Below are 13,466 nucleotides of genomic sequence, written 5' to 3'. Positions count from 1 at the left end.
ATCCCATGGTGCATTTACCCGTGCCTTCGGCGAACAGTTCGGCCGCACCCCCGAAGATGTGCGTGAGCGAGGCCTGGACGGCCTGCGGCTGGTGGATGCGGTCAAGCTGGACGATGCATCCACTGCTTGTGTGCAGCAGCCGCGCGTGTCCACCTAGAAGGGAATTTAAGATGCGATCAATGGTTCGACGGCTGGCCCTGGCGTTCTTCGTCGTGGGCGTACCGATGGCCGCCTGTGCGCGGCCTTCAACGCCGGTCGGCGAACGCCACGGCACCACGCACATGCCCAGTGCCGCCGTGCGCGATGCCGCCCACCGTGATTTCGTGCGCTACACGGTGTGGTACCCGGCAGCCGCGGGCTCAAAGGAAACACCGATCACCGTAGGACCGCCCGCCGCGCCGTTGTTCAATGTCGGTTCCGCTGCGGCGGACGCTGCCATCGCCAAGGGCAGGTTTCCCACATTGCTGCTGTCGCACGGCAACGGCGGCAGTGCACCGATCATGGGCTGGTTCGGCATCGCCATGGCGCGCGCCGGGTACGTGGTGATCGCCGTGGATCATCCGGGTAACAACGGCATGGATGAAATGACGGTAGCGGGAAGCACGCTGATCTGGGAACGCGCCGAAGACCTCAAGGCCGCGTTGAAGGCCGTGCTGGCCGATCGCGACCTGGCGCCGCATGTGGACACCGCGCGCTTGGGCGTGGCCGGTTTCTCGGCTGGCGGATTTGCAGCCCTTGCCGCTGCCGGCGCCCGCGTGGACGTCGACCACTTCATCGCTTTCTGCCGCGCCCACCCCGGCGACAGCACTTGCAAGGCGCAGAAGGAATCACCGGAGATAACTTTCGAGGCTCATCTGAAGGCCGCGGCCACGCCGGAACTTGCACCATTCATGAGGCAGGCGAAGAACGACCACGCCGTGCCAGGTATCCGTGCGGTGTTCGTGATGGCACCTGGGGCCATGCAGGCATTCGATCCGGAAGGATTGAAAAGCGTGCAACAACCGGTATCGATCCTGCTGGGCAAGGCCGACGACGTGGCGCAGCCGGCAACCAACGGCGAGCTGGCGGCCAGGCTGCTGCCGCACGCATCCATCGATGAACTGGACAATGTCGGCCACTACGATTTCCTGGCTACCTGCACCCAGGCAGGCCACGCGCAGCTAGGCGCACTGTGCAACCCTGCGGTGGCGCAGGACCAGACGCACAAGGCAGCCATCAAGCAGGCAACAGCCTTCTTCGCGGCGAATCTTCGCTAATAGGAACCGGGCGGGGCCTTCTCGCCCCACCAGCCTTCGGCGGGTCGCACGCCCTCGCGCAGCGCACGTAGGGCGTGCAACTGGCGCAGCGCGAATTGCCTGGCCATGGCCAGGCCATACCCCAGCGGCGCCTTGATCCGGTCGCGGACTGGCGCCGTGCCGGGATACGCCGGATCCATGTGCAGGTATTTCCGGCATGCGCGGTTGACCTGGTGCACCCGGGCCATGCGCCGCGTGTGACTGGTATAGAAAGTGACGCCCAGCGACACCGAGACGCCATCGCCCGGCGTAACCCATGAGTTGTCCGTGCGTGTGGCATGCGGCGACGTGCTCGGGAAATACACGCCATCACCCGGACCACTGTCGAATTCATGCGCCGAATGCCGGCTGGCATCGGTCAGCTTCACTTTCTTCAAGGTGTGGTTGACGATGAAATCCTCGACCGAATCAGCAGGCACGGCCACGCGATCTGAGTCGTCCCACACCGACAGCACCTTGCGCCCGTGCAACTGCAGCCAGAAGTTATTCTCACGGTCGATGTGGAACGGCGTCACCGACGGCGGCGCGGAAATGAAGAGGAATCCGGAAAGGTTGAACACACCCGGCTGCTCGCGCTCGACGATCTCGCGCACGGTATCAAGGATGTCCTCAAGCAAGGCCGCGTAACGCGGTACCGACTCGATGTTGTATAGCGCTATCCAGGAGCCGGTCTCTTCGATGCGGCTGAAAAACTCGTCTATGCCCCGGCCGTCGGGATGCTCGCCGGCATGGTCGAACTTCGAATCCTGCTGCATGCCAGGCCGCACGAAGCGGCACTTGCCCATGGGCATCATTTCGCGTGCCAGGTTGGCAAGTTCGGGCAGCTGCAGCAGCCGATGCTGGTGGAAGTCGTGACGAAGCCGGTTGATGCGGAAGGTCGAGAACGCCTCCCCGTCCATCGGCTGCACGCGGTGCGCCGATGGCTCACCCGCTCCAGAATGCAGGATATTCACCAGGTAAAGCCCCCATATCACGCTGGCCGTCCTCGGCCACGCCGACATCATTGGCCAAGATGCCGCGTCCTGCCACACGCCGGATGGACTAGGCCAAGGGGGGCGGTTGCCTTCGGAGCGAATGCCCCGCACCGGTCAGGATGCTGGGCCACCGGGAGCCTGGTCGGGCGCCGGGCCATTGGCTGCATGCATGCGCTTGATGCGCACGGTGCTGCCGCCTTCGAACCGCACGACGTATTCGCTTTCCTCGTGGGTCTGCGAAACCACGGGGATCGCCGGGTCGTCGGCATGTTCGGCGAGTTTCTCCTGCATCATCCGCGCGGCTTGACCCGTGGGATAGAGCGTCATGGGTGGGCTGAGCGGCTCGAAGCTGGTGAACGAATCGCCGCACCCGCCACATGCACCGGTGACCAGGGGCAGGCGCTTGAGGAAGATGAAGTACTTGTTCTCGTGCTTGATCCAGATCCTTTCCGAATTGGCGCCCACGTAGGTATTGACCGCACCGGCGCTGTTCCACACGCGCACGTTGGCCGCCTGCGCGCAGTCGGCCTGTGCGCATTCCTGCAACACCAGGTATTCGTCCGGATTCAGGTGCACCGGCCGGATGCTCAGGATGTCGTCCTGCTGCAGGGCCTGCCCCGGGAAGACGACCGAGGGCATCCGCGGATCCACCCGGAAATCACTGGAAATGACATAGCCGCCGTGGATGGTCGTGTATGGCGCGGTCACAGTCACGCGCGGCAGATCGGTGCTTGGTGGCGCGTCGTGTGTGGTGGACTTCGCCGCGGTGTCCTGGGCGATGGCGGCTACCGGGGCCGCCGCCATCAACAGAGCCACAGCGCCGGCAGCGAGCCCGCCGATCTGGCTAACACCCTTCACGCGCATCGTCACGGCGCACCACCCCGCTCGTCGATCGGCAAGTCCCTGTCGTAACAGTTAACCACGGTCGCACGGTCACTGCCCATTGGATGAAGGAACTTTCATGCGATGTTGCCAGGCGCGCTAGTGACTCTGACCCCTAATGCTCCCGGCGGACCATGCCGAAAACGCGCACACGTGGCTCAGCCACGCTCCTGAAGGAAAATCATGTTGCCCGCCGGATCGCGCAGGGCGCAGTCGCGCACGCCATGGGGCTGCGCCGTTAATGGCGGGTGCCGCCGTGCAGGCGTTGCAGCAATTCAGCTTCGCTGGGGAAGATGCCGCAGGTCTCGGCAATCTGCTGGGCGCTGGCGCCCTGGCGTGCCAGGCGCTGCGCCAGCATGTAGGAGCGATCGGCAGGAACGACGTCGGCGGCGGGCGGCGGCGCCTGGCGGGCTTGGACTTCCAGGTCGTCGATGCGCTGGTCGAGCTTGCGCAAGGCACCGACCATGACGTCGGCCGCGAGGTCGGGCTCGGGCGCGACGAAAGCCGGCGCCTGCGCCGGATTTCCGACGTTGAGTTGGCCCAGGCGGCGGTAGACGAACACCAGGATGGCCAGTTGGACCAGGGAAATAAGGCCAAAAGCGATGGTAAGCGGATAGTTCATGGGACGGCTCCGGTTGGACGACCAGTGCCATGCAGAATCCATGCCGTGACGGGGGTTCCTAGAGCCGGCAGAGCCGGTCGATGTCGACCAGGGCGACGAAGCCGTCGGCGCGGGGAATGATGCCGCTGACAGGATCGCCGCGGCGGCTGGCGCGGCCCGGCGGCGGGGCGGCGATATCGGCAGGATCCGCCACCAGCATGTCGCCGACGGCGTCGATGCGCATGCCGATGGTTTCATCGCCGTGCTCGATCACCATGATGCGTTCGTCGTCATGCCCGGTATCGATGGCAACCAGGCCGAATCGACGGCGGCCATCCAGCACGCTGACGATCTGGCCCCGCAGGTTCACCACGCCCATCACTTCATCCGGTGCACCGGGTACGGGCGTGACGTCGCCCAGGCGGATCACTTCGCGCACGGCAGGCAACGGCACGGCATAGTGCTGGCCTTCAAGGACGAAGGCCAGCCAGACGCTGTCGTCGGTGGAGGCGGCGAGCATGCTCATGGTGCTTCCCCGGCCAGCGTACGGAAGGAGTGGATCAGGGCGGGGACGTCGATCACACCGCAGCGCAGTTCGCGCATCATGCCCACCAGCCACGGGCGCGACTGCGTCGGCGTGCGCCAGGCGATGCCTTCGGCGTCGAGCACGACCGATTCTTCGTAGACGGTGCAGGCCAGGGCCCAGGTGCGGTCGTGCAGCAGCAGCAACGTGTCCGCCTCGGCCCCGGCCATGTCGGGTGCGAGCAGCGCGGCAAGGTCGATCACGCGCGCCTCGCCACCAGGATGGCGCCAGTGCCCCAGGCAGATGTCGGGATCGCCAGGCTCCGGCCTCAACGGTGGCAACGGCACCATGTGCCGCACCTCGCCCATCGGCAGCGCCAACCGCACCCCCGCAGCCTCGCACAACAGGTAGCGCGAAGCGTTCTCGGCCGACACCGGCTCAGGCGAGGTCGTCAGCGGCACGGGCGCCCCCGCCTGTGGCGCGGCGTGCGACTTCGGCGGTGGCTCAACCAGGCTGGACGGTGCGGGCTTCAGCAGCGCGGAGAGGTAGTCGGCCACCAGTTCGTCGGCGTCATGGAAGCTACGCAGGTTCATGCTGCGTCCTCCGCGCGTGCGTCCCCGGAGGCCTCATGGGCCGCCTGCAGGGCAAGCAGTTCCTGCAATAGTTTGCGATAGGCATCGCCGCCACGGCGCGCGGCCGGCCACCAGGCCAAGGGCACGCCGGTGGCGCTGGCTTCGCGGATCTGCGTATCCACGGGAATCACGGTCTGCGTCACCAGGTCGCCGTGGGTCTCGCGCAGTTCCGCAAGGCAGGCACGCGAGGCATGCGTGCGCGCATCAAACAAGGTGGGCACGATGCGCCGGCGCAGCGGCATGCCGCGCGAGCGCTCGATCATCGACAGGCTGCGCAGCATTCGGCCCAGGCCCGCCAGGGCCAGGGCCTCGGTCTGGGTGGGAATGAGCATGCGCTGGCATGCGGCCAGCGCGTTGACCATCAACACGCCGAGCGTCGGCGGACAGTCAATCAATACGTAGTCGAAATCGTTCGCCAGCATGCCCAGCGACGTACTGAGCACCAGGCCCATGCCCGAACGGGCACCGAGCTGGCGGTCGAGCGTGATCATGGCCGGGGAAGCCGGGAGCACCGAGAGGCGCTCGAACTTCGTCGCCTGCACCAGGCTCGCGGCTTCCACCACGTCGCCATTGACGCCGAACAGATCATAGACGCTGCCGCCGCCGACGCTCTCCACGCCGACATAGCCGCTGAGCGAAGCATGCGGATCCATGTCCACCAACAGCACGCGCTGGCCCGACTCGGCCAGCAGGCTACCCAGTGAAACCGTCGTTGTGGTTTTGCCCACCCCGCCCTTCTGGTTGGCGATGGCCCAGATGCGCATCGTCAGTGGACTCCCAACGAGGGGCTGGCGGTCATCGCGGCCGCGACCGGGGCCACCAGGCTGGCGCCACTGTCGCCCGCCTTGCCCGAAGGCGCCGCCTCAGGCTTGGCCGGGACAGAAACCACGGCATCGTTGGCCGTCACGGGAGTGGCTGCAGGCAGGGAAGCGGGCGCAGGCGCCTGGGCGAGCTTCCCCGCCACGCGATCATCGTCGCTGTAGAAACGCGCCGGCGCGGCCTTGTCGCTCATCACCACGATCAGCACGCGGCGGTTGCGGTTGCGGCCGTCGACGGTGGCATTGTCGGCCGTGGGACGGAACTCGCCCCAGCCGATGATGCCCACCCGGTGCGGGTCGATGCCGCTTCCGGTAAGCAGGCGCGCCACGCTTGCCGCGCGCGCCGCGGACAATTCCCAGTTGGACGGAAAAATCGCGCTGGCGATGGGCGTGGTGTCGGTATATCCCTCGATGCGCATCGGGTTCGGGAACGGCGTAAGGATGCCGGCCACATGGCGCAGCACGTCTTCGGCGGGCACCGAAAGCCGCGCCGCGCCGCTGGCGAAGAGGATATCGGTGCGCACTTCGATCTCGAGCCAGTCGTCGGTACGACGCACGGAAACCAGGTCCTTGTCGATCAGGGGCTGCAGGGCCTTGTGCACCTGCTCGGCGATGGCATCGAGGTTGGCCGCTTCACCCGTTTTCGCATCGGCCGCCTGCAGGTTGTCGGCTTTGGGGCCGGCCTCGGCAGCGGCACCCTCGTGGCCCGGCAGCGGCAGGTCGCGCGGCGGGACGGGTACGTCGATGCGCGCCACGGGCGCGGCCTGGGCCACGCGCGTCTTGTTCGGCAATGGCACCTGGGCCGAAGGATCACCCGCGCGCGGCGCCTGGATCACCTGGGGAGTGCCATGGAAGGCTTCGTTGATCGAGGCCGCCATGACGCGGAACTTGGTTTCGTTCACGGCCGAGACCGCATACATCACCACGAACAGCGCCAGCAGCAAGGTAATCAGGTCGCCGTAGGGGATGGCCCAACGCTCATGGTTGATGTGTTCTTCGTGGTGACGGCGCTTCATGGCAGGTAGCCCTGCAACTTGCTTTCGATGTGCCGTGGGTTGTCGCCCTGTGCGATGGAGACCAGTCCCTCGACCAGCATCTCGCGCATCTGCGAGCGGCCACGGGAAATGCTTTTGAGCCGCGAGGCAATCGGCAGCATCAGCAGGTTCGCCAGGCCAATGCCATAGATGGTGGCCACGAACGCCGCCGCGATGCCGTGGCCGAGCTTGCTCGGGTCGGTGAGGTTCTGCATCACGGCCATCAAGCCCATCACCGCGCCGATGATGCCCATGGTGGGTGAATAAGCGCCGGCGTTCTCGAACACCTTGGCAGCGTCTAGGTCCGAATGCTCGCGCGTAAGTACTTCCACTTCCAGCACGCTGCGCATGGCGTCGGGTTCGGTGCCGTCCACCAGCAACTGCAAGCCCTTGCGCACGAAGGGATCGGTTTCGCGCTCGATGCCGCCTTCCAGGCCCAACAGGCCCTGGCGGCGCGACACTTCGCTCCAGCTGACAATGCGGCCGACGAGTTCGCGGGCCTCGTCCACCGGCGGCTTGTACACCCACGGCAGCATGGCCATGGCGCGTTTGAGGGTTTCGCTCGATGTCTGCACCAGCAAGGCGGCCGCGGTGCCGACGAAGACGATGACGAAGGCAGCCGGATTCCACAAGGCGTCGATGGAACTACCCTTGAGGATGGTGCCGACGATGATGACGACGAACGCCAGGATCGTACCGCCGAGGCTGACCATGTTCATCAGGCGAGCCCCCGCGGTGCAGGCAGCCACGACTGGCTGCCATCGGCAAGCGAAGACAGATCAAGTACCAGCGCGATGGCGCCGTCTCCGGTAATGGTGGCGCCGGCGATGCCGGGGACATCCTTGAGCAGGCTGCCCAGAGGCTTGGCCATGACATCTTCACGGCCCAGTACGTCGTCGACCAGGCAACCCACGCGCTGGCTGCCGATGTGCACCACCACCACGTGGCGGCCTCCAACGGGCGCATTTGCCCATTGCGCCAGATCGCACAGCGGCAGCGCGCGGCCACGATGGCTGGCGACGACGCGGCCATCCACGACGCTCACCTGTCCCGCCGTCAGTTCGAATACCTCAGCGATGTTGGACAGCGGCAGCGCCAGCCGCCGGTTGCCCACGCGCACCATCAGCACGCGCAGGATGGCCAGCGTCAGTGGCACCGACAGGCGGATCTCGCTGCCCTGGCCTGCCACCGAATCGATCGCCAGCGTGCCGCCGAGTTCGACGATCTTGGTCTTGACCACGTCCATGCCCACGCCGCGGCCGGAGATGTCCGAGACCTCCGCGCGGGTGGAGAACCCCGGGCGGAAGATCAGTTCGAAACACTCGGTGGTGTCCAGGCGCGCGGCCTGCTCTTCGTCAAGAAGACCCTTTTCCACGGCCTTGCGGCGCAGCACTTCCGGATCCATGCCGCGGCCGTCGTCGGCCACCGTGATGATGATGCGATCGCCCACCTGTGCGGCGGCAAGGCGCACTGTTCCCTGCGTACGCTTCTTGAACCGGGCACGGTCGGCCGGGTCCTCGATGCCATGGTCCACGGCATTACGCAAAAGGTGGATGAGCGGATCGGCCAGTGCCTCGACCACGGTGCGGTCAAGGTCCGTTTCCTCACCCTCGGTCTTCAATTCGATGTCCTTGCCCAGCTGGCGGGCAAGGTCGCGCACGATGCGCGGGAAACGCTGGAACAGTTTGCCGATCGGCTGCATCCGCATGCGCAGCACGGCGTTCTGCAAGTCCGCTGCGACGCGCTCGAGTTCGGCGACGGCGCGGTTCATCGCCTCGCCCTGGCCGTCGCCGGCCAGCATCGTAAGGCGGTTGCGCACCAGCACCAGTTCGCCGGCGGCATTGACCAGGCCATCCAGGCGGGCGGTATCGACGCGGACAGTGCTCTCGGCCGTTGCGCCCGGGCGGGACGGGTTGGCGGCGGCAGCCGGCGCTGCCGCAGCGCGCACGGGCATGGCCGCATCTACTGGCACGGCAGCCGCCGCGACGGGGACAGGCATGGCGGCAAGTGTCGCGCCACCCGGGCCCTTACCCGTGCCATGCAGGGCGTCGAGCATGGCTTCAAATTCGTCGTCGTCGATGGCGGTGCTGGACGCGGCCTTCGCGGCCGGCGCCACCGGTGTGGGGGCCGCATTTACCACGACCGCATCGACCGTGCCCGGCGCGCCACCGGCGCCGTAGAGGGAATCGAGCAGGGCTTCGAATTCATCGTCGCCGATGGGCGCCTCGCCCGTTGCCGCCGCGGGCGCGGTGGGCACGTGCGCGACCGCCGCATCGTGGCCGCGGCCTGCGCGTGCGACGGCGATCAGGGCCTCGAATTCATCGTCGATGGGGTCCACGCAGGGCCCGGCTGCGGCCGCGGCGACGGCCTCAGGCACGTTCACCGCATCGACATCCTGCTGCGCCTCCAGGCGGCGCAACAGGCTCGCCGGCGCCTCGCGCAGGGTCTCGCCGGCGTCGCAGGCGCGCATCATGTCGTTGAGCAGATCCAGCGACTCCAGTAGCGCATCCATGTGCGCGGAGTTCAGCAGCAATGTGTGGTTGCGGGCCTGGTTCAGCAGGTCTTCGGCGCGATGGCAAAGCGCCACCATGGGATCGAAGCCCAGGAATCCGGCGCCGCCCTTCACGGTGTGGAACGCACGGAATACCGCGTTCAGCAACTCCGTGTCGGAAGGCTGCGTTTCCAGTTCCACCAGCTGTTCGCCGAGACGGTCCAGCAGCTCCCCGGCCTCGACCAGGAAGACATTGACAAGCTCGCTGTCCAGCTCGACGCTCATCGTTATCCCTTAGAAGCCGAAGTCGCTGAGCATGCGATCGACTTCGTCCTGGGCGACCCGGTCGCTTGCAGGCGCAGCAGCGGAGCCGGCGAGGGTGCCGGTCAGGCGCACCAGTTCCAGCAGCGAGGCATCGACCTTGCCCAGGAAATCGGCGACCTTGCGCACGCGCTGGCCGGAGAGGTCCTGCCAGGACTGCGCTTCGACCATCTCGCCCAGGCCCGCATCGGCGGCCACGGCGAATTCATCGACGTGGGAAGCCAGGGCGAAAGCGGTGGCCGAGAAGTCGGTGCTGGCCGGGTCCACGGCCATCAGTTCGTCGGCCTCACGCGAGAGCGCCTGGACCTGCGGACGCAACCGCTCGGAAAAGTCCAGGCTGCGATGGGCGGCGGTGGAGCTCATTTCCAGCACGTCGGTAAGGTGTTTGCGGGCGTCGCCCATGGTACCCGGCTCGCCATCGGACGACATATCCGAGGACAGGCGGCGTACGGCGTCGTGCAGGTCGCGGGCAAGGCAACCCATGGCACGGAAAAGATGTTGCTCGCGACTGCGGATGAGCGTGTCCAGGGCCTGTTCGAAGTCGGCGCGGTCGCCTGAATCGAGCAGTTCGCGCAACGCCGGAGGCACGTCATGGCCCAGCGGTGAAATGATCGTGTTCATGGCTGTCCTTAGCTGGCTGCCGCGAGGCGTTCGAAGATACGGTCGAGTTTTTCCTTCAGCGTGACGGCGGTGAACGGCTTGACGACATAGCCGTTCACGCCGCTCTGCGCGGCGGCGATGATCTGGTCACGGTTGTTCTCGGCGGTGACCATCAGCACCGGAAGGTGCTTGAGGGCCGCATCGGCGCGGATGGCGCGCAGAAGGTCGATGCCGGTCATGTTGGGCATGTTCCAGTCGGTCACCACCAGGTCGAACGGGGCCGCGCGCAACGAGGCAAGCGCGGTGACGCCGTCCTCGGCCTCGGCGATGGCCGTATTGGTGAAGCCGAGCTCGACCAGGAGGTTCCTGACGATACGGCGCATGGTGGAGAAATCGTCCACCACCAGGATTTTCATGTTCTTGTCCAAAACGTGTCTCCGCGAGGCGTTCGCGCTACTTCTTGTTCGTCGGTGCTTCTTCAGGCCCGCTCGCGCCAGCCACCCATGCGGGCGCGGAGGCGGATCAGGGCTTGTCCATGGATCTGGCACACGCGTGACTCGCTTACCCCGAGGATGACGCCGACCTCCTTGAGGTTCAGCTCCTGCTCGTAATAGAGCGACATGACCAGCTTTTCGCGTTCGGGCAAGGAATCGATCGAGTCGGCCAGGGCCTCGCGCATGCCTTCGCGCTCGAAGAGCGCATCCGGACCCTGGGCGTCGGGGTCGGCCACGTCGATGGCCGAACCTTCGTCACCCTCGGGGGCCGAAAGCGACAACAGGCGGGCGCCCGCGGCGTCGGCGAGGATCTGGTTGTATTCGAGCGCATCGATGCCAAGGCGCTTCATCACCTCTGCATCGTCGGCGTCGGCGCCGGTCTCGTTCTCGATCTGTCGCGTCACCTCCGCTACTTCACGTACCTTGCGATGGACCGAGCGGGGCGTCCAGTCCGTCTTGCGCAGCTCATCGAGCATGGCGCCACGGATGCGGATGCCCGCGTATGTCTCGAAACTGGCCGCGCGCGTCGGCGAAAAATTCCTCGCCGCCTCGAGCAGGCCGATCATGCCGGCCTGGATCAGGTCGCCCACGTCCACACTCGCCGGCAGGCGCCCCATCAAGTGGTAGGCGATCCTGCGGACCAGCGGGGCGTGGATACGCACCAGCTCATCCGCCGGGATGCGCGAAACCTCCAGGTATTCGGTGGCGACGCTCATGACGGCAACCCTCCCATCGGACGGGGGCGCTCGCTGAAAAAGCCGATGCGACCCTGGGTGCGAAGCTCGGGCTCGCCCCATGTATCGACCGCACGTGCCAGATTCTTGAATCCGAGCGCCGAGCGGCTGCTTGGCCAGGCTTCGACGACCGCGACCTGGCGACGGATCGCCTGGCGCAGGTATTCGTCGTGGGGGACCATCCCCATGAAATCGAGTGAGACGTCCAGGAAGCGGCTGGTGACCCGGGAAAGCTTCTCGAACAACTGCTTGCCTTCCTGGGCGTGGCGAACCATGTTGGCCACGACGCGGAAACGGGGAACGTCGAATTCGCGCGAGAGCACCTTGATCAGGGCGTAGGCGTCGGTGAGCGAGGTGGGCTCGTCGCAGACCACGATCACCACGTCGTCGGCGGCAGAGGCGAACATCGAGACGTTGTCGGACAGGCCCGCGGCGGTATCGACGATAAGGAATTCCGGGCGGACGGCGAGCTCGTCGAAGGCGCGGATCACCGCGGCGTGTTCGACATTGGGCAGCTGCGCCATGCGTCGGGTGCCGGAGGTGGCCGGGATCACTTTCAGGCCATGGCGCGACTGGATGATCAGCTCCTCGAGCCGGGCGCTGCCTTCGAGCAGGTGGCCCAGGTGGCGGGTGGGCTGCAGACCCAGCAGCACGTCGACATTGGCCATGCCAAGGTCGGCGTCCAGCAGCAGGGTGTCCCGGCCGCCCATGGCCAGGGCCATGGCCAGGTTCACCGCCGTGGTGGTCTTGCCGACACCGCCCTTGCCACCGGCAACGGCGATGGTGCGGCAGGCCTGGCGGTCGCCGATGAAGGCAAGTCCGGCCGCCTGGTGGGCGGCGAGGGCGAGGTCGTTGCTGCTGGGAGGCGGCGAGGACATCTGAAGGTAATTTCCGATTGCAAGGTTCATGGGGATTCCGTTGCTCACGCCAGGGCGGCCTGGGCGACGCCGAAGCGGTCGGCCAGCAGTACATCGTCAGGTTCGGCCTGGCCGGTCTTGACCAGCTGGGCGGCGCGGAGGACGAGCTTTCGCGCATCCGCCGTGGCGATGTCTTCCGGTACACGCTGGCCGTCCGTGGTGTAGTCCAGGGGCAGCCGGCTTCGAATCAATGCAGAAAGCGCGCCACCCAGGAGCGGCGACTCGTCAAGCTTGGTCAGGATCACCGCCTGGGGCCGGAGCGGCTGGTAGGCGCGTACCGCATGCTCCATGGCCTGGGCCTGGGCATTGGCGGCCAGCACCAGGCACACCCGCACATCGGAGGCGGTCCTGAGCGTTTCGAACTGGCTTTGCAGGCGCGGGTCGGTACCGGCGAGGCCGGCGGTGTCCACAAGCACCGTGTGGCGGCCGCGCAAGGGGCCCAGCACCGCATGCAGGCTCGCCGCGTCGTGGGCGGCGTGCACCCGCACCCCTAGCAGGCGGCCGTAATGCTCCAGCTGGGCCGCGGCGCCGATGCGGTACTGGTCGGTCGTGACCAGGGTGACGTTGTGCGCGCCATGGCGAAGCACCGCGCGGGCGGCGATCTTGGCGATGGTGGTGGTCTTGCCTACGCCCGTGGGACCGACCAGGGCGACGATGCCGCCGAGCTGGTCGATTTCGCGGCCGCTGACGGCGATGTGCCGGGACAGCAGGCCCAGCGGCAGGTAACGCGACTGCTCCACGGTCATGTTGGGAGGCAGTTCCGCGGTGAGCATGCGGGCCACGTCCGGATCCAGGCCCATGCGAGTGAGCTCGCGCAGCACGCGGGCCTGCAGGGGCTGTTCGCGGTCCAGCTGGTTCCAGGCCAGGCTCGACAGCTGGATCTGCAGCATTTCCTTCAGCTGGTTCAGTTCTTCGCGCATGCCGTTGACGGCGATGTCCGGGCCCGGCACGCGGGTGGCGGCGCGGACGGCGTCGGCGACGGAAGCGGCCAGCGCCGCGGTGCCGTAACGGGTCGCCCCCGAGCGCGGGGTGGTGGGCGCAAGGTGACGCTCAGCGGCGGGTTCGGCCTCGGCCTTGCCCCTGGCGGCAGCTTTCGGTGCGGCGATCGGGGGCAGCTCGGCACGCGGGGCGGGAGCCGGCTCGCGCTCGG

General features: G+C 66.8%; 15 protein-coding genes. 1 reads left to right on the top strand and 14 read right to left on the bottom strand.

Annotation, left to right across the window (positions count from 1 at the left end):
- Nucleotides 1–170 precede the first annotated feature (170 nt).
- On the top strand, nt 171–1,256 hold the full coding sequence (locus VK519_RS05410) for an alpha/beta hydrolase family protein (protein ID WP_324348109.1): 1,086 nt from the start codon (nt 171–173) through the stop codon (nt 1,254–1,256).
- On the opposite strand, the gene VK519_RS05405 is transcribed toward VK519_RS05410, so the two are convergent.
- The 14 genes from VK519_RS05405 to flhF form a co-directional block, all read right to left on the bottom strand.
- On the bottom strand, nt 1,253–2,248 hold the full coding sequence (locus VK519_RS05405; RefSeq protein ID WP_324348108.1) for a JmjC domain-containing protein: 996 nt from the start codon (nt 2,246–2,248) through the stop codon (nt 1,253–1,255). The genes VK519_RS05410 and VK519_RS05405 overlap by 4 nt on opposite strands.
- A 135-nt stretch (nt 2,249–2,383) precedes the next feature.
- The gene (locus VK519_RS05400) at nt 2,384–3,139 is read right to left on the bottom strand and encodes a hypothetical protein (protein WP_324348107.1); all 756 of its coding nucleotides are present in this window, start codon (nt 3,137–3,139) and stop codon (nt 2,384–2,386) included.
- A gap of 250 nt (nt 3,140–3,389) precedes the next feature.
- Nucleotides 3,390–3,773 (bottom strand): DUF2802 domain-containing protein, encoded by a 384-nt coding sequence (locus VK519_RS05395; RefSeq protein ID WP_324348106.1) that lies wholly within the window; start codon nt 3,771–3,773, stop codon nt 3,390–3,392.
- Between the two features lie 58 nt (nt 3,774–3,831).
- The gene (locus tag VK519_RS05390) at nt 3,832–4,278 is read right to left on the bottom strand and encodes a chemotaxis protein CheW (protein WP_324348105.1); all 447 of its coding nucleotides are present in this window, start codon (nt 4,276–4,278) and stop codon (nt 3,832–3,834) included.
- Nucleotides 4,275–4,868, bottom strand: a complete 594-nt coding sequence (locus VK519_RS05385) for a chemotaxis protein CheW (protein ID WP_324348104.1) — start codon at nt 4,866–4,868, stop codon at nt 4,275–4,277. The genes VK519_RS05390 and VK519_RS05385 overlap by 4 nt, the downstream gene beginning before the upstream one ends.
- A complete protein-coding gene (locus VK519_RS05380; RefSeq protein WP_324348103.1) occupies nt 4,865–5,671 on the bottom strand; it encodes a ParA family protein in 807 nt (268 codons plus the stop codon). Before VK519_RS05380 ends, VK519_RS05385 begins: the two co-directional genes overlap by 4 nt.
- Nucleotides 5,672–5,673: 2 nt before the next feature.
- Complete coding sequence (gene motD / locus VK519_RS05375) at nt 5,674–6,741, bottom strand: flagellar motor protein MotD (protein ID WP_324348102.1); 1,068 nt, start codon at nt 6,739–6,741, stop codon at nt 5,674–5,676.
- The gene (locus VK519_RS05370) at nt 6,738–7,478 is read right to left on the bottom strand and encodes a flagellar motor protein (RefSeq protein WP_324348101.1); all 741 of its coding nucleotides are present in this window, start codon (nt 7,476–7,478) and stop codon (nt 6,738–6,740) included. The genes motD and VK519_RS05370 overlap by 4 nt, the downstream gene beginning before the upstream one ends.
- On the bottom strand, nt 7,478–9,535 hold the full coding sequence (locus VK519_RS05365) for a chemotaxis protein CheA (protein ID WP_324348100.1): 2,058 nt from the start codon (nt 9,533–9,535) through the stop codon (nt 7,478–7,480). Before VK519_RS05365 ends, VK519_RS05370 begins: the two co-directional genes overlap by 1 nt.
- 9 nt (nt 9,536–9,544) lie before the next feature.
- On the bottom strand, nt 9,545–10,192 hold the full coding sequence (locus VK519_RS05360; RefSeq protein WP_324348099.1) for a protein phosphatase CheZ: 648 nt from the start codon (nt 10,190–10,192) through the stop codon (nt 9,545–9,547).
- A gap of 8 nt (nt 10,193–10,200) precedes the next feature.
- Nucleotides 10,201–10,599 (bottom strand): chemotaxis response regulator CheY, encoded by a 399-nt coding sequence (cheY, locus tag VK519_RS05355; RefSeq protein WP_250625315.1) that lies wholly within the window; start codon nt 10,597–10,599, stop codon nt 10,201–10,203.
- A 50-nt stretch (nt 10,600–10,649) separates the two neighbouring features.
- Entirely contained in the window at nt 10,650–11,381 is a 732-nt protein-coding gene (locus VK519_RS05350; RefSeq protein WP_324348098.1) for an RNA polymerase sigma factor FliA, read from the bottom strand.
- Nucleotides 11,378–12,307, bottom strand: coding sequence for a P-loop NTPase (locus tag VK519_RS05345; RefSeq protein ID WP_324348097.1), 930 nt, complete (start codon nt 12,305–12,307; stop codon nt 11,378–11,380). Before VK519_RS05345 ends, VK519_RS05350 begins: the two co-directional genes overlap by 4 nt.
- A gap of 14 nt (nt 12,308–12,321) precedes the next feature.
- Nucleotides 12,322–13,466 (bottom strand): flagellar biosynthesis GTPase FlhF (gene flhF / locus VK519_RS05340; RefSeq protein WP_324348096.1); only part of this gene is annotated, 1,145 nt, incomplete at its 5' end.

The sequence above is a fragment of the Pinirhizobacter sp. genome (genome assembly GCF_035317885.1).
In the GTDB taxonomy this organism is placed as follows: domain Bacteria; phylum Pseudomonadota; class Gammaproteobacteria; order Xanthomonadales; family Rhodanobacteraceae; genus Pinirhizobacter.
This window is presented reverse-complemented; position numbering and strand designations above follow the sequence as displayed.

Excerpts from the sequence above, each read along its gene's own strand:
- VK519_RS05395 (WP_324348106.1), bottom strand. The coding sequence starts at position 3,773 with ATGAACTATCCGCTTACCATCGCTTTTGGCCTTATTTCCCTGGTCCAA.
- VK519_RS05370 (WP_324348101.1), bottom strand. The coding sequence starts at position 7,478 with ATGAACATGGTCAGCCTCGGCGGTACGATCCTGGCGTTCGTCGTCATC.
- VK519_RS05360 (WP_324348099.1), bottom strand. The coding sequence starts at position 10,192 with ATGAACACGATCATTTCACCGCTGGGCCATGACGTGCCTCCGGCGTTG.
- VK519_RS05350 (WP_324348098.1), bottom strand. The coding sequence starts at position 11,381 with ATGAGCGTCGCCACCGAATACCTGGAGGTTTCGCGCATCCCGGCGGAT.
- motD (WP_324348102.1), bottom strand. The coding sequence starts at position 6,741 with ATGAAGCGCCGTCACCACGAAGAACACATCAACCATGAGCGTTGGGCC.
- VK519_RS05385 (WP_324348104.1), bottom strand. The coding sequence starts at position 4,868 with ATGAACCTGCGTAGCTTCCATGACGCCGACGAACTGGTGGCCGACTAC.
- VK519_RS05410 (WP_324348109.1), top strand. The coding sequence starts at position 171 with ATGCGATCAATGGTTCGACGGCTGGCCCTGGCGTTCTTCGTCGTGGGC.
- VK519_RS05365 (WP_324348100.1), bottom strand. The coding sequence starts at position 9,535 with ATGAGCGTCGAGCTGGACAGCGAGCTTGTCAATGTCTTCCTGGTCGAG.
- VK519_RS05345 (WP_324348097.1), bottom strand. The coding sequence starts at position 12,307 with ATGAACCTTGCAATCGGAAATTACCTTCAGATGTCCTCGCCGCCTCCC.
- VK519_RS05390 (WP_324348105.1), bottom strand. The coding sequence starts at position 4,278 with ATGAGCATGCTCGCCGCCTCCACCGACGACAGCGTCTGGCTGGCCTTC.
- VK519_RS05380 (WP_324348103.1), bottom strand. The coding sequence starts at position 5,671 with ATGCGCATCTGGGCCATCGCCAACCAGAAGGGCGGGGTGGGCAAAACC.